Source organism: Corynebacterium sp. 5QC2CO, assembly GCF_024580435.1.
Taxonomy (GTDB): Bacteria; Actinomycetota; Actinomycetes; order Mycobacteriales; family Mycobacteriaceae; genus Corynebacterium; species Corynebacterium jeikeium_D.
This window is the reverse complement of sequence record NZ_JANIKI010000003.1, coordinates 192,041-209,987: the sequence shown is the minus strand read 5'-3', so window position 1 is coordinate 209,987 and position 17,947 is coordinate 192,041. Positions and strand designations below refer to the sequence as shown.

Sequence of the window (17,947 nt, the reverse complement as noted above, 5' to 3'; positions counted from 1 at the left end):
CTTTTTAGAATCCCAACTTGCCCAGCTGCTTCGGGTCTGACTGCCAGTCCTTCAATACCTTCACCCGCAGGTCAAGGTAAACATTCTGACCGAGCAGCGCAATGAGTTCCTTACGAGCCTTATGAATGGTGGTGCCCATGCGTCGACCGTCGCGCCCCATGAGGATGGACTTCTGCCCCGAACGCTCGACATAGATAACGGCGTGGACATCCAGGACGCCTTCGCGGTCCTGGTTTGGCAGCACCTCATCAATCTGGACTGCCACGGAATGCGGCAACTCATCGCGCAGACCGCCGAGGGCCGCCTCGCGGATGAGCTCTGCCATCCGGGTGTGCAGATCCTCATCGGTGATGTGCCCCTTCGGGTACAGGCGTGGGCCCTCCGGCAGCTGGGACGCCATGACATCAATCAGTGTGTTGATGTTCTCGCCGGACTTCGACGACAGCGGCACCAGCTCAGCATCTGGACCGAGCAGCTCCTGCAGCTCAATCAGGCGCTCGATAATGGTGTCGCGCGAGACCTTATCCACCTTGGACACAATGCCCATGATGTTCTTGCAACCTTTGGAGACGTTCTCGTAGATCCAGCGGTCACCGGGGCCAATTTTCTCGTCGGCAGGCACGACCATCGCGACCAAGTCCACATCGGAGTAGGTCTCCTGAACCATGTCATTCAGGCGCTCACCGAGCAGCGTGCGAGGCTTGTGCAGACCTGGCGTATCCACGACAACAATCTGACAGTTCTCGCGGTGGACTACACCTCGGACTGGATGACGCGTGGTTTCCGGCTGGTTAGCGGTAATAGCGATCTTCTCGCCCACCAGGGAATTGGTCAGCGTGGACTTACCGGTATTCGGACGCCCCACGATAGAGACGAACCCAGAGCGAAAGCCCTCCGGCGCGCTGTAATCATCAGCATCTCCGCCAAGTCCAGCATTGGCCAGCATGTCATCAAGATTGCCCATCAGTATCTTCTTCCTCGGAGTAAAACTCCGCAGTCGGCTCCACCACCACAGTGCGTACCCGCATACGACCACGACGGTCACGCGAGCCCTCGGCGGTAAACTTCAGTCCTGCATATTCTACGTACGAACCCGGCAGTGGCACACGTCCAAGCGCATAGGCCAACAGACCGGAGACCGTATCCACCTCATCGGTGACCTCATCATCGAAGACGAGTTCGCGCCCGTGGGCCTCGTCGTAAAGCTCAATGAGCTCGCCCAAACTGAGGCGCGCCTGCACACGGTAAGAGGCATCGCCCAGCGGTTCGATGGGGGCCTGCTCGGCCTCGTCGTATTCGTCCGCAATCTCACCGACAATCTCCTCGAGGATGTCCTCAATAGAGATAAGACCGGCGACCGAACCGTATTCGTCGATGAGAATGGCGATGTGATTGCGGGTGCGCTGCATTTCATCGAGCAGATCATCCAGTGGCTTGGAGTCGGGCACAAAAACGCAGTCGCGCATGACCTCGGAGACACGAACACCGCGGCCGCCATCAGTACGCGAGTACGTCTGCTGGACAATGTCCTTCAAGTAAATGACGCCGACGATGTCCTCAACGCTCTCGCCAATCACCGGCAGCCGCGAGTGACCCGACTTTACACATAGGGCCACTGCCTGACCACAGTGCTTATCCGCCTCGATCCACACCATCTCTGGGCGCGGAACCATAACAACGCGTGCCGACGTCTCTGCGAGATCGAACACAGACTGAATCATGCGGCGTTCGTCGTGTTCCACAATGCCGCGCTCCTGCGCGATATCGACCATCTCGCGCAGCTCGACTTCAGTCGCGAACGGACCATCTCGGAAGCCACCACCAGGCGTGATAATGTTGCCGAACCAAATCAGCAGCTTTTCCAACGGCCCCAGTACCTTGGCCATAAAGCTCAGGATGACCGCGGTGGCCAGCGAAATTGAGTACGGATTCTTCCGACCCATCGTGCGGGAAAACACCCCGAGGACCAGGAAGGTGAAAAGAGCCAGCAACGCGACTGCAGCCACAATGGCCCAGCTCTGCGGCTCGAAGTATTTGAGACAGACCGCCGCAAGCGTCACGGCACCGATTGACTCGCACAGCGTCCGCAAAATCACCAGCACATTGACGTGCCGAGCCCGATTCTCTACGACCTTGAGAAGAGCATTAGCACCCGCGACCTCGTCACGCTGCAGCTCTGCCACGCGCGCACGGGAAATGCCTGCGACCGCAGTTTCGACTGTGTTGAGTCCGCCAGCGCAGATCATCGCCACAACGGCGACAATTATCAAAGTGATCATCGCTCGTTAGAACGCTCCGGGAACGCATTGGGGTTAATTGGTTTTTCGGAAAAGCTCACGCCACGACGATCGATGTCGTCGTACCAATCCGCCAACAGGCCATTCTGCAGGGAGAACATCTGGCGCTCTTCCTCCGCCGTGACATGGTCATAGCCCAACAGGTGCAGTACGCCGTGCACGGTGAGCAGAACCAACTCGTGGCTCAGCGGATGGCCTGCACGCTCCGCCTGCCCCGCGGCAAACTCCGGGCACAACACAATGTCGCCCAGCATCGCAGGCCCTGGGCTAGCTGCATCTGGTCGGCCAGAGCCAGGAGTGAGCTCATCCATCGGGAAGCTCATCACATCCGTCGGACCCGGCAGATCCAGCCAGCGCACATGGAGGTCTTCGATCGTCTTCAAGTCGACAATGTGAATGCTCAGCTCGGCTGCCGGATGCACGTCCAGGCGGCCCAGCGCATAACGGGCAACGTCGATAAGCGACTCTTCATTGACGCCCTGACCGGACTCGTTGAAAACTTCAATGCTCATGTAATTTCAGCGTCCTTTATCGCTTTGTGGCGGACTGTCGCTTTTGTGGGGACTCGGCGCCCTGCTCAATGCCTTCGTGATAGGCATCGTAGTCATCGTAAGCCTCGACAATTGCGGTTACCAGCGGGTTGCGCACCACATCCGCAGCCGCCAACGCCGGAAAAGCGATTCCCGGCACGCCGCGCAGCACCTCACGGGCGACGGCCAGACCGGACTTCTGCCCTCGAGGCAGGTCGACCTGGCTGGCGTCACCGGTGATGACCATCTTCGAACCGAAGCCCAGGCGGGTGAGGAACATTTTCATCTGCGCCGGAGTAGTGTTCTGTGCTTCGTCGAGAATGATGAACGCATTGTTCAACGTACGGCCGCGCATGTACGCCAGCGGTGCGACCTCCACTACCCCAGTTTCCATCAGCTTTGGAATCAGCTCTGGCTCAAGCATTTCGCGCATCGCATCGTGCAATGGGCGCAGGTAGGGATCAATCTTCTCGTGCAGCGTACCCGGCAGGAAGCCCAAGTTTTCACCGGCCTCCACTGCGGGGCGAGTCAGAATAATGCGTTCTACCTGCTTATTCTTCAGCGCAGCAACGGCTTTGGCCATGGCCAGGAAGGTCTTGCCCGTACCGGCGGGGCCGATACCGAAAACAACGTTATAGCGGTCGATGGCATCGACGTAGTTCTTCTGCCCCTCGGTCTTGGGACGCACGGTCTTGCCACGATGTGTCACGATGCCGCCACCGAGCACCTCGCTGGCGGACTTCTCCCCGCGATCCACAATGCCCACCGCGTGCCGCACCGACTCCGGGGAGAGCTCATGCCCACGACGGGCCATTGCCTCTAGCTCCTTGAAAGCGCGGACAGCCAACGAAACATCCGCCGGAGCACCCTTGGTTGTCACAACTCCGCCGCGGACATGAATATCCGCTGCCAGCAGAGATTCCAGCAGACGTAGGTTCTGATCCGCATGACCGACCACAATCGGCGCGAGATTGTCATCGAGCTCGACGACGGCAGTGGTACGAGCAGTTACTGAATACTTTGTCATTATGCGTCTATCCTACTGGCCAGGCGTGGGTGCGCCGCCCCAGCGCTTTGTCAACGGGCCCAGTGCGCAAAGAGCAGCAGCTCCCGCGAGGGCGCTGCGGAGAACTGTCGGGCCGAGTACTACCGAGCTAGCACCTGCGGCTCGGAAGGCCTCGAGTTCTCCGGGGCTGACTCCCCCTTCTGGGCCAACGATGAAAAGAACGTTGTCAGCGTTTGCTGCCTGTGCGGCGAAGTCCACGAACGGAGCTGTTTCCTCCTCGTGCAAAACTGCTGCCACACCACCGGCTGATGTGGTTTCCCGGATGAGTTGCTCAATATCGGCGGAGCTATGCAGGTCCGCGACCGGCGGAATCCATGCACGACGAGCCTGCTTGGCTGCCTCGCGCGCAGCCGACTGCCACTTAGCGCGGGCCTTAGTGACCTTCGCGGTACCCTGCCATCGGGCTACACAATTCACGGCTGCCCAGGGGATAATCTCATCGACCCCGGCCTCGGTCATCAAATCGACCGCAAGCTCAGCACGATCTGACTTCGGCAGCGCCTGCACCACAGTGACGTGCGGGCGCGGACGTGGACGTTCCTCGGCGGCGACCACGCGAACGTGGACCTCACGAGGGTCTACGTGCATGAGCTGTGCTCGCACCACCTTGTCCGCACCATTGGCAAGAAGAATCTCCGAGCCCTCCTTCAGCCTGCGAACGCTGATGTGTTTTGCCTCCGACCCGAGGATTCGAATGATTTCTTCCGGGCGCGGCAGCTCGGTGAACTCACCGAGGAATACGGGCAAACTCATGCGTGCTTCACACTCACTGGAGGGGGCTTTGGGGATTGCGTGTTTTAACGTCGGCGGAATCGGGAGAAGAAACCGTTGCGTTCACTCGAGTCTGCCACCTTGGCATCATCATCGCGGTGCTCGCGTAGCTTCTCCAGCAGCTCGCGGGACTTGCGGTCCAGCTTCGTCGGCACTGTGACATCGACGTGTGCGACCACGTCGCCATTGCCCTCGCCGCGCAGATGTGGCATTCCCTTGCCCGACAGGCGAATCTGCTCTGCCGGCTGGGTTCCCGAATCAACCTTGATGGTCATTGGCTCACCGAGCAGGTCGTCGACCTCAAACTCGGTACCAAGTGCGGCATCAGCCATGGGCACCTGCACGTTAAAGTGCAAATCATCGCCCTCACGCTCGAATACAGGGTGCGGGTCCATGGCAACTTCCACGTAGAGGTCACCCGCCGGGCCACCGCCCGGGCCGACCTCGCCCTGCCCTGCCATGCGAATACGCATGCCATCAGAGATACCTGCCGGAACGTTTACCGTCAGATCACGGCGAGCGCGGACGCGGCCGTCGCCACCGCAGTTGTTACACGGATCGGGGATGATCTCGCCGGTGCCCTGACAAGTCGGGCACGGCCGCGAGGTCATCACATTGCCCAGGAAGGAACGCTGGACCTGTTGAATCTCGCCAGTGCCATCACAGCTGGTACACATCTTCGGCTTGGACTTGGACTTCGAGCCGGTTCCCTCGCACTGGTCACACAGCACCGCGGTGTCCACCGTGATGGGCTTGCGGACACCGGTGAATGCCTCATCGAGGCCCAGAGAAATACGCAGCAGCGCATCTGCACCTGGCTGCACACGCGAGCGGCGCTGGCGGGTACCGCCGGCACCGCCGAAGAATGCCTCGAAGATATCGCCGACTCCGCCGCCGCCGAAACCGCCGAAGCCACCGCCTGGCATACCGCCCTGCGGATTGAGAGGATCTCCTCCCATATCCACAACCCGGCGCTTTTCAGGATCCAGCAGGACCTCGTTCGCTTCAGAGGCCTCACGGAACTTCTCCGCAGCTTCTTCATCACCCGGATTACGGTCTGGGTGGTACTTGAGCGCCAGCTTTCGGTACGCCTTCTTAATCTCAGCGTCCGTAGCGTCCTTCTCCACTCCGAGGATGCCGTAATAGTCGCGTGCCAACTTTAGCTACTTCCTTTCAATACCCGGCCAACGTACTGTGCAACAGCAGCAACCGAGGAAATTGTTCCCGGATAATCCATAAATGTGGGGCCAACTACTCCCATGCCACCCAAAATCTCAGTGCCGGTGCCATAGCCAGTTGAAACAACTGAAGTAGCGCGCAGCTCCTCGTCCTCGTTTTCCTCACCGATAGAAACGCGAACGTGGTGCAAATCCTGCGCGGCCGACAGCAGTTTCAGCACGACCACCTGTTCTTCGAGAGCCTCAAGAACCATGGGCAACGTAGAAGGTAAGCGACCGGCCATATTACCACGGGTCAAATTCGACGCTCCGGCCAGGATGAGCCTGTCATTCGGCTTCTCAATCAACGACTCCACCAACACCGTCGAGCAGCGAATAAGCACATCCCGCAAATCACGTGGGGCGTTAGCCGCAAGATCGGAAATCGCAATCGACGCGTCGGCAAGCGTGTGCCCCGACATTGCACGGTTGAAGTGCTCGCGCAACAGCGGCACGAGATCGGGATCCATCGGTGCTGGCAGCTCAACATTGCGCTGCTCCACGCGCCCGGTATCGGTAATAACTACCAGCAGCAATCGCGCGTCGGCGAGCTGGACGACCTCGCAGTGCCGGACGCGTGAGACCTCCAGCGTCGGGACCTGCACCACTGCGACCTGGCGGGTTAGCTGGGCCAGCAGCTGCACACTGCGGCGCAGAACGTCCTCCAGATCAACGCCGCCTTCGAGGAACTCAAGGATAGCTCGGCGCTCAGCTCGCGACAGAGGCTTAATCTGCGAAAGGTTGTCCACAAAAAGGCGGTAGCCCTTCTCAGTCGGGATACGCCCGGACGATGCATGTTCCTGCTGGATATACCCCTCGGCCTCCAGCACAGCCATGTCATTTCTAATGGTCGCCGAGGACACACCCAGATTGTGGCGCTCCACCAGAGCCTTCGAACCAACCGGCTCCTGGGAAGCTACGTAATCCGAGACAATGGCCCGAAGAACTTCCTGCCTGCGCTTATCCGTCTGAGATGACATGCGGATAGTTTAACTAAGGATGTCAACAATTATTGCGTCGGCCAGCAAACGACCGCGATTTGTCAGCTGAATCCGCTGGCCACCATCGACGGAAACAAACTCCACCATGCCCGCTTCCGCTTGCCGACGCGCCTTGCCCAGCTCATCCTCACCGAGCAGATTGGCATCAATGCCCTCAGCCAGGCGGAGGCCCAGCATAATCTTCTCGGTATGCCGATCCTCGGCAGTCAGCCCTTCTGAATCCTTAATCGGCAGCTCGTCGCCGGAAATGGTCGCTGCGTAGCGAGCTGGATGCTTGACGTTGTAAAACCTCGTGCCATCGATGTGCGAATGCGCACCGGGGCCGGCACCCCACCAATTTCCATCGCGCCAGTAGAGCATATTGTGGCGACACTGGCCGCCCGGTTTTGCCCAGTTGGACACCTCGTACCAGGAGAAACCGGCTTGACCCAGTGCAGCATCGATACGCTCGTAGCGGTCGGCGAGATCGTCGTCGTCAGGCATCGGCAGCTCACCGCGACGAACCTTACGTGCCATCGCGGTACCTGGCTCGACGATCAGCGAGTATGCCGAAACATGATCGACTTCCGTGGCCAGAACCGCCTCCAGCGTCGTATCGAGGTCGGCCATCGACTCCCCCGGCGTGCCATAGATAACGTCGAGGTTGATGTGCTCAAAACCGGCTGCGCGCGCCTCCGCCACCGCTGCCGCAGGACGCCCCGGCGTGTGCGTACGATCCAGAGTCGCCAGCACATGCGGCACGGCCGACTGCATGCCCAAGCTCACACGGGTAAACCCTGCCTCGGCCAGGCCTTCAAAGAACTCCGGAGAGGTCGACTCGGGATTCGACTCGGTAGTGACCTCGGCGTCGTCGGCAAGCCCAAAGCTGTTGCGCACACCGTCGAGCAGGCGACGAAGACCGCTCGCCCCCAATATCGACGGCGTACCACCGCCGATAAATACGGTATCGGCGCCACGCGCGAGTTCAGGATGCTTTACGACGGCCATCTCGAGCTCAGCCACGATGGCATCGAGGTAGTCTCCCTGCGTTGCGCCACTGCCCAGCTGACCTGGCGTGTACGTGTTGAAATCACAGTAGCCACAACGAGTGGCACAGAATGGGACGTGTAAGTAGACACCGAAGGAATCGGTGTGTGCGGAGGCTTCGCTCACGCATGCTCCTTGGCTCGACGTTGCTTGACGCGGCGGACAATTTCATCGATGCGGGCGCGCTCCATGAGGAACTCCGGAGGCCTGCGGCCGCGCAGCGCATTGGCAACTGCCGGATGAGTTTCGGGAACAGCAACGCACCAGGCGGCGGCAGCGGACAGTGCACGGCGACCAGACTGCGCGTATAGCTGCGGAAGCACCACACTACCGAGCTTTTCCACGCCTCGAATGTTCTCAGCGGAAACCCAATCGGCGAGTTCCTCCAGGTATGAGGTCACGGCATCGGAACGCGCAATCATGGCCTGCGTAACCGTAGGGACTGCAACCGGGTGCTTCAACGGTGCCGGGATGAGTGACAGCGACTGCACATCCGGTGACTTCGGCGCCGGATGCGGGTGTCGTCGCGGGGTAGAAGCTGAAGAAAGAGTACCGATGCGCCCCGAGCGAATACCGGAGGTGAAAGCTTGGCGTAGCCCATCGAGTTCACCAATCAGGGGGCGGCAGTCTTCAACGGCCTCGTCGACGATGTCAGCGAGCTCGAGGACACATTCGTCCACCAGCTCACGATCTACATCAGCAACCGCCTGAGCGAGGTGCTCGATGTGTTCGGCAACTTCGTCACCAATGTCGTAGAGCTCTTGGGTCACTTCGCGCAGGCGTAGCCGAGCATCGAAGTGGTTAATCATTGCCCGCCCTCCCACGACATCTTCGGTGTCGGTGACATCATTGCAGTTTTCCGCTTTCAAATACCGACGAATGTTGACGAATGCCGACTTTCGAAAACTGAAAACTCCTTAAAAATTTCTAGCGCCCCTCACCTTAATGGGGTGAGGGGCGCTAGCGCGGTAACAACACGCTGCCGTTTTCTACCGACAGCGAGTAGACCGTGAATTAACGCTGGTAGAGAGCCTCAATGTCACGCGAGTAGTTGTCTATGACAATGTTGCGCTTGACCTTCATAGTCGGGGTCAGCTCGCCGCTTTCCTCGGTGAAGTCCTTGTCCAGGATATGGAACTTCTTAATGGCCTCTGCGTGAGAAACCAGCTCGTTAGCGGAGTTGACGGCGTCCTGAATCTCGGCGCGCAAAACTGCGCTGGAGGCAGCGAGTTCACGGATCGAGGTGTGCTCGGGGACGGAGTGCTCAATCTTCCACTTCTCCAGTGCCTCCTCATCAAGAGTGACCAACACGGAGACGAACGGACGACCATCGCCAATGACAACTGCCTGGGACACCAGCGGGTGCGCACGCATGCGGTCTTCCATCGGCCCCGGTGCGACATTCTTACCACCGGCGGTGACAATGAGGTCCTTCTTGCGGCCGGTAATCTTCAGGTGGCCTTCTTCGGTCAGCTCACCGAGGTCACCAGTCTTAAACCATTCGCCGTCGATGAAGGCTTCCTTGGTTGCCTCTTCGTTCTTCCAGTAGCGGTCAAACACAACCGGACCACGCAGCAGAACTTCACCATCATCAGCGATAGCGGCGGAACAGCCACCGACCGGACGGCCAACGGTGCCAATGATTTGCTCACTCGGGTTGTTCACGGTGACGGCTGCCGTGGACTCGGTCAGACCGTAGCCTTCATAGACAGGCACACCGAGACCACGGAAGAAGTGCCCGAGGTCAGAGGACATAGCCGAACCACCGGAAATGGTGTACTGCACGGCATCACCCATAGCTGCGCGAATCTTCGAGAACAGCAGGCGATCGTAGAGCTGGCGACGCAGCTTCAAGACACGCGACGGACCTGCCGGAGTATCCAGCGCCTTGGAGTACTCGATGGCGGTGGCCTCAGCACGCTCGAACATGGCCAGACCGAATGCACCCTTCTCCTTAGCGGAGGCGTAAGCGGAGTCACGGACCTTCTCGAACACGCGCGGCACACCGAGAATCAGGTGCGGACGAGAACGCTGGAACTCCAGGGTGACAGTCTTGGTATCAGCCCAGTGAGACTGGGTAGCACCCGCGATCATCGAAGCCAGGGACACTGCGTGAGCCAACACGTGCGCCAATGGCAGGAAGGTCAGAATGCGGTTACCCGGACGGGCAATCAGGCCAATCTCGTTGGTGAGGATGGCGCGAGCCTCCGCCAGCCAGTTGCTGTGCAGGAGCACGCAGCCCTTCGGGCGGCCAGTGGTACCGGAGGTATAGATCACGGTTGCCAGGTCGTCGGCCTTGGTGTCCTTGATGCGGCGCTCGACCTCGTCGCCGTCAATGTCACGGCCTTCGTAGCTAATGGTGTCAGTAGCGGAAGCGTTAATCTCCAGCACACGACGCAGCTGGGACTCGCCCTCCGGGTTCTCGGTACCCTTTTCGACCAGCAGAGGCTTCATGCGGTCGGTGTGCTCACGCGACTCAGTAAATGCGAAAACAGCACCGGAGTTTTCAATAATCCAACGAATTTGGCCAGACGAAGAAGAGCCGTAAATCGGGACAACAGCAGCGCCTGCCATCCAGATAGCGGTATTGATCAGGTTCCACTCGTAGCGAGTCTCACTGAGCAGCGCTACGCGGTCGCCCGGCTGCACACCGTTGGCAATTAGCCCCTTAGCGACCCCCTTTGCCTCGTCATAGAACTCCTGAGCGGTGACATTTACCCACTCAAAGTTCTTGGGGCGGGTGAAAAGCACCAGCTTCGGGCGCTTCTGCACCAGCTCCTGCAGCGAGGTAATAATCGTTTCGTCCTCGCCGATGACGTATTTCGCCTCGGTAGTATATTCACGCATCGAGTTACAAACCCCTACTTTCGGTAGTTCTGCCTGTCGTTGGTTTCGTTAGGAATCAACTTAGAACATCAAACCCGGCGACGTTGTGATTTCAGTAAATATTTCGATAACGAAGTGATTTACCTTACTACTGGCAAAGTTTTTCTAAACTGGCATGATGGAAAGCGTGACACAGGCAGCTTCCAATCCTCCCCTTCCCTCTCCACTCGCAGACCTCGCTAAAGATGTCGGAGTTGGGGTTTCCTACTACTCCACCGAGGGTCAACTAGTGCACGTCTCTCGTGAGACAGTGCTGAAAACTCTCGCTGCCCTCGACATCGATTTGGGCCCAAACCCCAGCGATGACGAAATCAACGACGCCCGTCGTGAGTGGGCGGACACGCAGTGGTCTCGACTTCTGCCACCCGTGGTAGTTACCCGCCGGGGTATCTTCCACCGAGTTCTGGTTCATGTACCGCACGGCAGCAATGTCAGCGTGACTGTGCAACTGGAGGACGGCGCAGAATGGCCCTGCGCACAGGTGCACCACTTGGTTCCACCTCGCCAGGTCGGCGATGCGTTGATGGGAGAAGCCGCCTTCGCAATTCCAGAGGATCTGCCACTTGGTTGGCACCGGTTGCGGGCAGTCAACGACGACCACGTCGCTGAGTGTGATTTGGCCGTAACCCCCAACCGTCTCGCCACTGCCGACAAGTACGTGCAGAATCCTGCGCATGGTGTCATGGCACAGCTGTACTCGGTACGCTCCAGCCGCAGCTGGGGTATCGGCGACTTCGCCACCCTCGGCGACTTGGCACAGGTCAGTGCAGAGCACGCGGGCTCTGATTTCGTCCTCATCAATCCGTTGCACGCCGCCGAACCACTGCCTCCGGTAGAAGATTCGCCTTACCTGCCCACCACGCGTCGCTACGTCAATCCGCTGTACGCTCGTCCAGAGCTTATAGACGAGTTCGGGTACCTGGACAAGGACGAGGCCGATGAAGCCCGTGCGTTGGCGGACTCTTTCCACCAGCTCAATCACAGTTCTGATGAGATTGACCGCAACCCCATCTACGCTGCAAAGCTCAAGGTATTGCGGGCAATTCACAAGATCCCCCTGTCCAGCGCACGCCAGGCGGAATTTGACCGTTGGCTGGTGGCCGAGGGCCGTGGCATTTACGACTACGCGTCGTGGTGCACCGAGCGTGAGCTCGCAGACCGCACTGCTGCCCGCGATGCTGCACGCGCTACCGCTTCTGATTCTGGTGCCGCAACCGCAAACGGGATCGAGTTGGTTCCACCGTTGGGCAACCACGCCAATGTCGAATCGCTGCGGGAGGAAATCTTCCAGTTCCACCTCTGGGTGCAGTGGATTCTCGATCAGCAGCTCGGTCAGGCGCAAGAGGCCGCACTGGATGCGGGTATGCGCATCGGCATCATGGCCGACCTTGCTGTCGGCGTGCACCCCGGCGGTGCGGATGCCGAGAACCTCGCTGATTGGCTCGCTCCGGCTATCTCTGTTGGCGCACCGCCAGACGGTTTTAACCAGCGCGGTCAAGACTGGTCGCAGCCGCCGTGGAACCCGCACAAGCTAGCCGAGGCCGGCTACCGCCCCTGGCGCGACATGCTGCGCACAATCCTTCGCCACGCAGGTGGCATTCGTGTTGACCACGTGCTGGGTATGTTCCGCCTCTGGGTCATGCCGCGGATGGAGTCCCCTGTCAACGGCACCTACTTGTACTTCGACCACGAGGCAATGGTCGGCATTCTCGCGCTTGAGGCCGAGCTCGCTGGGGCCGTCGTCGTAGGTGAAGACCTGGGCACTTTCGAGCCGTGGGTGCAGGACTATCTGGCTTCGAGGGGCATCATGGGCACCTCGATTGTGTGGTTTGAATCCGAGGGCGACCAGCCGAAACCACCGAGCGCTTACCGCAGCCTGTGCCTGTCCTCCGTCACCACGCACGATTTGCCGCCGACGGCAGGCTACCTCGCAGGCGAGCACATCAAGCTACGGGAACGCCTGGGGCTATTGCTTTCCGACGTCGCGGAGGAAGATCGCCGGGACTTCGAGTGGATTCGAAAGGTTTTGGGCGCTGCCAAGGAAGCTGGGTGCTTTGGTGACACGGCTGCTGCGGACATGGATGTTCAGTCCCTTACTCGCGATAATCTGCCACCAATTGACGCACTGGTCACGGGCCTGCACCGCTTCCTCGACCAGACGCCATCCGCGCTGAAGTGTGAGGCCCTGGTGGACATGGTCGGCGATCGTCGTACTCAGAACCAGCCGGGCACGAGCCACGACCAATACCCGAACTGGTGCATTCCGCTAACCGATGCCGAGGGCAAGGCCGTGCTTGTCGAGGACCTGCCTCGCTTCCCCGGATTCAAGCGTTAATTGGTTCGTGAGCGATTAATCCCTCATTTTTGCTGTTCACCGATCTTTCAGGTTATGTGCCCGGCACTAAAACCGAGGCTAAAACTGGAAATCGGTGACTGCACCAGCGATGAGGATGAGAAGAAGCAAAACGATTAGGGCAAGTAGGACCTTCGAGTGCCTCGACCGATGCATGCTAACTCAGCTCCCTACTGCGAAATATTTGCGAACTACCCAACTCTAGCCTGTTGGGCAAATTTCCTAATACTTTAAGACATACCTTAGGGCAGCGATAGCGACCCAACACTTAAAGGGGGCTCGTCCCAGCTCAATTCATCGGGCCTCCCGGTGAGCTATCCGCAAGGCCACTACCTCATCGGCTAGCTCTCGCTGTCCGCTCCTCGACGCTCCTGCGAGCGCTCCCGCCGGCGCACCGACCTCTGCCACAGATGACCGCTGACAACATCGATTGCGCCAACGAGAACGAAAGCAACAAACCCTCCGACTACCAGCAGAACCGCGCATAGCACGCTGACCTGCGCAAGCAGTGGCAATTGAATAAGCCACTGCCCTACCCTGTCGAATGCTTCTGCCATGAGTGTCAACCTACCCTGCCGGTGACCGGAATAACCAGTGGGCGGCGGTCGCGGCGCTCGTCGTAAAGCGTGAAGCTAGGCATCAGTGCCCGACAGCCCGCGGCGTTCGAGGAGCGGCTGGATGTCCTTGTCGCGGCCTCGGAAGGCACGGTAGGCGGCCATAAAATCGATGGCGCCACCACGGGAGAGAATCTCCTCGCGGAAGTGGCTACCGCCGCTGATTGTGGCACCGCCGTTGTCGGTGAACCAACCGAAACCGTCCGCGTCGAGCACCTCTGCCCACAGGTAGGAGTAATAGCCCGCCGAGTAACCGCCGGCGAAGATGTGGTTGAAGTAGCGGGAGCGGTAACGCGGAGCCAGGTGGGGAACGTCGAGGCCGAGTTCGGCGAGTGCTTCCGCTTCGAAGGCATCAACATCAGTGACCTGAGCTGCTTCCTCCTCGGTGAGGCTGTGCCAGGCCAGATCGATGGCGCACGCGGCGAGGTACTCAACCGTGGCAAATCCCTCACCAGCGGTGCGGGCCTTCTTCACCGACTCGACTAGCTCGGCCGGGATCGGCTCACCGGTACGAACGTGGACGGCGTAATTGGCCAGAATGGACGGCTCAAGCGCCCAGTTCTCGTTGATCTGGGAGGGGAATTCCACGAAGTCGCGCGGGACGTTAGTGCCCGAGAAGGTCGGGTACGTGACATCGGAAAGCAGACCGTGGAGGGCGTGCCCGAACTCGTGGAATGCAGTGGTGACCTCGTCGAGCGTCAGTAGCACCGGGGTTCCCGGCTCGGTTTCGGCGATGTTCATCACGTTGACCACGACTGGCAGGCGCCCCAGCAGACGGGACTGATCCCTAAACGAGCTCATCCACGCACCACCGCGCTTAGTCGGGCGCGAGAAGTAGTCCGTAATAATCAGGCCGATGGTCTCGCCTCCGCCCTGGCGTACCTCCCACACGGTCGTGCCCGGCGCGTATCCCTGCAGGTCCTCGCGCTTAACTACCTCAATGCCGTAGAGCTTGCGGGCAGCGTAGAACACGCCGTCTTCGATGACACGGTGCAGCTCGAAGTAGTTCTTGAGTTCCTCCGTATCGACTGCGAATTCTTCCGCTTTACGACGGCGCTCCCAATACGGCCAGTCAGCGCCCGTGACCGTCTCATCGCCAGCCAGATCAGCGACCCGCTTGTACTCGCCTTCAGCATTGGCAATTGCAGCTGGCGCCAGGTCTGCAATGAGCTTTCGAGCAGCCTCCGCAGTGGTTGCCGTCTCCTTGGCAATGACGTAATCCGCATGCGTGTCGTAGCCGAGCAGCTTGGCACGGCGGGCACGCAGGCGCGCCATTTCCAGCACAATGTCGGAGTTGTCGAACTTGCCGGAGGCAGCACCCGCGCGCCCCAGCGAGGCTTCGTAGAGCTTGGCACGAGTAGCTGGATTATCCAGGTCAGCCAGCTGTGCCGGAGTTGATGGTAGATCCAGCGGAATCAGCCACGGCGCATCTGTGTCTGCCTTTTTCGCGTAGGCGGCGAAGGACGCAATGGCGTCGTCGGAAAGCCCGGCGAGCTCCTCGCGGTCGTAGATTTCCACGGCGCGCGCGACGGTGTCCTTCAGCAGGTTTTCGCCGAAAGCCGTGGAGAGCTCAGAGAGGCGGGAATTGATGCGGCTGAGCTCCGCTTTGTCCTCGTCGCTGAGGTCCGCACCGGCGCGCTGGAAGTCTTCGCGGACCTTCTTCAGCAGCAGCTTCGCCTCTTCCGGATTGGCGGCATCGTCAACGCTGTCAATGGCATTGATGCGCTGCCACAGGTCACTGCGCATGCGAATCTGATCCAGGTGTGCTGTGAGCTGCGGGGCAATCTCGGCTTCAATTTCCATGCGGACATCGGTGGCGTCCGTACCGGCAACGTTGAAGAAATAAGCAGCAACGCGGTCCAGATCCTGGCCCGCCTTCTCCATTGCCTCGATGGTATTAACAAAGGTCGGCGCCTCCGACGACGTGGCGATGGCGTCGATCTCGCGTGCATGGCTGCGCATTGCTTCGCTAAAGGCCTCGCGAACGTGACTGTCATCGATTGCCGCAAAATCTGGCAATTCGCAGAACAATTCCGACGGTGTCAACAGTGGATTTCGTGCATCATTGGTCATAGTGAATTCAACTGTAGCGTGCTCGAAAAACCAGAGTGAGCCTACCGTCTGAAACAGACTCCCCGCCCTTCTGGCAGGACCAACCGTGACGAGGAGGCGTTTTCCGCCATGACAGAGACGACTATTTCCGCTCCCTGCGGGAGGCTAACCGGCCGTATTCACGATGGCGCAATACAAGTTTTCAATATCGATTACGCAGATGCTGCTCCGTTTGCCGCGTCGGCACCGGTAGCCGACGGCCCGCAGTCGGGCACTCGGCGCTGTGAGCCCGAGCGCGAGTTAGTTCTCACCGTCACCGCACCGGCTGGACCCGCGGACGCTTCCTATCCCGTATTGCTGTGGATTCACGGTGGTAGCTACGAGTTTGGGCATCCCTCCGAGCCCTGGACGGACGCGACGGCCTTCGCACAGGCAGGCATCATCACCGTTTCGCTCGGATACCGCAAGGGCCTCGAGGGATTCTGGCGCGACAGTCAAACAGAGACCTACCGGGCCATTGATGACCTGTATCTGGGGCTGCAGTGGGCTCGTCGTAACGCGCCTGCCTTCGGCGGCGATATCGACAACATCACTATCTCGGGGCAATCGGCGGGTGCGGCGCTGGCGCTCACCCTCGCAGCCGACGAACGCACGCGCGGCCAGATCCAACGCACCATTGCCATGTCGCCGGCCTTCTCGCTGCTGTCCGGCTCACGCCTCCGCCGCACGTTGGCAGGCATCGGTGTGGGACGTGCGCCGTCCACCGACGTCTTTTCGCGTGCCGACGAACGCAGGGTCGCTCGGGCCCAGAAATTGGTGTCGGCATCCTCGCCTTCGGATCCCGCAATTGGGCCTCGCTTTGACAGCTTTGCTCCCACACTGCCAACGATGGTGACTGCCACCAGCGAAGAGTTCTTCTCAGAACCGCCGGTTGTGGCGATGGACAAGTTGCCCATGCGGGAGTGGATGGCTCGGCGCTACGCCAAGGGGCATCGCGGCCACGGCGAATTTCCGGCCACCGCCTATGCCGAGCGTCCGATGGGGAATGTCATTTCTGACTCAGCGATTCGCTCATACGCTGTTAAAGTCGCCGAACGGTCCGTGGCGGCTGAGCTGGATGTGTGGGCGGCACAGTTCGAACCGGGAGAGGGGTTGGGCTATGCACCTGCTGGCCGCACCAGTGGCGCTCCGCACTGCATCGACATTGCACGCTTCTTCGGTATGAAAGAGCCCAACCATCCATTCCACCAAGTGGCGGTCGAGTTCATCCGCGAAGGCACCTCACACATGCCCCGCTACAACGACGACCGCAAGGTGACTACCTTTACCGGCGCTGACGCCCAGGCAGTCGAGGGCATTGCCATCGATGCGTGGGCGGCTCCGCGCCAGCTCTTTGGTGCATAGGGAATAAGGCGGGTGAAGCTTGCGCTGGTTAGCGCTGTGCTGTTGCGCTCAACAACTGAGCCCAGCAACTTAAGCCGGCAGAGTCTGCATGTACCGATAAATCTCTACGCAGACCAAAATGGTAATCAGCGTGATGAGTACTGCTATGAGTTTCCTGCGATCCATAGCCACCGTTCTTACCGAAGCACCAGGCCAGACGCAAGCTTTACCCTCTGTGTTTAACTGTCAACTATGGAGCCACTTGATTTACTAGTCCCCGAGAATTCCGCGCTGCAGCCGGTCGACCCCGCGCTGGCTAAGGTGAAGCGAATCGCGCACGCCGCTCCCCTGCTAGTTATCACGATTGCAGCCGTCGTCGCCGCTGTGATGTGGACTCCGTGGATGTGGTTGGGTGTCCTCGCCTGCGTGCTCTACTTCGCATATATCTACTGGCTCATCGGTCGACGAGTTCGTGCCCACCGATACTTCGAAGAGGACAACGACTTCATTGTTGCGTCCGGACGCTGGTGGCGCTCGGTCACTGTCGTCCCTTACGGACGAATCCAGTTCATCGACATCGATGAAGGACCTCTCCTTCGACTATTCGGACTGGCAACGCTGAAGCTCAACACCGCATCGGCGAGCTCGGATGCAGCCGTCCACGGTTTGCCACGTGAAGAAGCGCTCGCCCTGCGCGCTCGTCTATCTCAGCGCGCCCACGACCGGATGGCGGGTCTCTAAATGAGGCATA

The 17,947-nt window shown here is 59.7% G+C and carries 15 protein-coding genes; 3 read left to right on the top strand and 12 right to left on the bottom strand.

Annotated elements, in window-relative coordinates; genetic code table 11:
- Positions 1-4: 4 nt before the first annotated feature.
- The 10 genes from era to NQ014_RS04515 form a co-directional block, all read right to left on the bottom strand.
- Positions 5-946: a GTPase Era gene (gene era, locus NQ014_RS04560; protein ID WP_042389423.1), complete on the bottom strand. Its 942-nt coding sequence runs from the start codon at positions 944-946 to the stop codon at positions 5-7.
- Between the two features lie 4 nt (positions 947-950).
- Positions 951-2,279, bottom strand: a complete 1,329-nt coding sequence (locus tag NQ014_RS04555) for a hemolysin family protein (protein WP_257073945.1) — start codon at positions 2,277-2,279, stop codon at positions 951-953.
- The gene (ybeY, locus tag NQ014_RS04550) at positions 2,276-2,809 is read right to left on the bottom strand and encodes an rRNA maturation RNase YbeY (protein ID WP_005511056.1); all 534 of its coding nucleotides are present in this window, start codon (positions 2,807-2,809) and stop codon (positions 2,276-2,278) included. The genes NQ014_RS04555 and ybeY overlap by 4 nt, the downstream gene beginning before the upstream one ends.
- Before the next feature lie 16 nt (positions 2,810-2,825).
- Positions 2,826-3,854, bottom strand: coding sequence for a PhoH family protein (locus NQ014_RS04545; protein ID WP_257073944.1), 1,029 nt, complete (start codon positions 3,852-3,854; stop codon positions 2,826-2,828).
- 12 nt (positions 3,855-3,866) lie between these two features.
- Positions 3,867-4,646, bottom strand: a complete 780-nt coding sequence (locus NQ014_RS04540; RefSeq protein ID WP_257073943.1) for a 16S rRNA (uracil(1498)-N(3))-methyltransferase — start codon at positions 4,644-4,646, stop codon at positions 3,867-3,869.
- Positions 4,647-4,690: 44 nt separating this feature from the next.
- A complete protein-coding gene (gene dnaJ, locus NQ014_RS04535) occupies positions 4,691-5,821 on the bottom strand; it encodes a molecular chaperone DnaJ (RefSeq protein ID WP_257073942.1) in 1,131 nt (376 codons plus the stop codon).
- Positions 5,822-5,823: 2 nt separating this feature from the next.
- Complete coding sequence (hrcA, locus tag NQ014_RS04530) at positions 5,824-6,861, bottom strand: heat-inducible transcriptional repressor HrcA (RefSeq protein WP_016423119.1); 1,038 nt, start codon at positions 6,859-6,861, stop codon at positions 5,824-5,826.
- Between the two features lie 9 nt (positions 6,862-6,870).
- Positions 6,871-8,034 (bottom strand): radical SAM family heme chaperone HemW, encoded by a 1,164-nt coding sequence (hemW, locus tag NQ014_RS04525; RefSeq protein ID WP_257073941.1) that lies wholly within the window; start codon positions 8,032-8,034, stop codon positions 6,871-6,873.
- Complete coding sequence (locus tag NQ014_RS04520) at positions 8,031-8,717, bottom strand: hypothetical protein (protein ID WP_257073940.1); 687 nt, start codon at positions 8,715-8,717, stop codon at positions 8,031-8,033. The genes hemW and NQ014_RS04520 overlap by 4 nt, the downstream gene beginning before the upstream one ends.
- A 205-nt stretch (positions 8,718-8,922) precedes the next feature.
- Complete coding sequence (locus NQ014_RS04515) at positions 8,923-10,755, bottom strand: long-chain fatty acid--CoA ligase (protein ID WP_257073939.1); 1,833 nt, start codon at positions 10,753-10,755, stop codon at positions 8,923-8,925.
- A gap of 154 nt (positions 10,756-10,909) precedes the next feature.
- Between NQ014_RS04515 and malQ the strand changes: the two genes are divergently transcribed.
- A complete protein-coding gene (gene malQ / locus NQ014_RS04510; RefSeq protein WP_257073938.1) occupies positions 10,910-13,129 on the top strand; it encodes a 4-alpha-glucanotransferase in 2,220 nt (739 codons plus the stop codon).
- A gap of 359 nt (positions 13,130-13,488) precedes the next feature.
- Here malQ and NQ014_RS04505 read toward each other — a convergent pair whose 3' ends face one another.
- A complete protein-coding gene (locus NQ014_RS04505; protein ID WP_257073936.1) occupies positions 13,489-13,704 on the bottom strand; it encodes a hypothetical protein in 216 nt (71 codons plus the stop codon).
- A gap of 75 nt (positions 13,705-13,779) precedes the next feature.
- Positions 13,780-15,834, bottom strand: coding sequence for a M3 family metallopeptidase (locus NQ014_RS04500; protein ID WP_257073935.1), 2,055 nt, complete (start codon positions 15,832-15,834; stop codon positions 13,780-13,782).
- Between the two features lie 108 nt (positions 15,835-15,942).
- Here NQ014_RS04500 and NQ014_RS04495 point away from each other — a divergent pair, with 108 nt between their 5' ends.
- Both NQ014_RS04495 and NQ014_RS04490 read left to right on the top strand, forming a co-directional pair.
- The gene (locus NQ014_RS04495) at positions 15,943-17,217 is read left to right on the top strand and encodes a carboxylesterase family protein (RefSeq protein WP_257073934.1); all 1,275 of its coding nucleotides are present in this window, start codon (positions 15,943-15,945) and stop codon (positions 17,215-17,217) included.
- Between the two features lie 231 nt (positions 17,218-17,448).
- The gene (locus tag NQ014_RS04490; RefSeq protein WP_257073933.1) at positions 17,449-17,937 is read left to right on the top strand and encodes a PH domain-containing protein; all 489 of its coding nucleotides are present in this window, start codon (positions 17,449-17,451) and stop codon (positions 17,935-17,937) included.
- Positions 17,938-17,947: the final 10 nt, after the last annotated feature.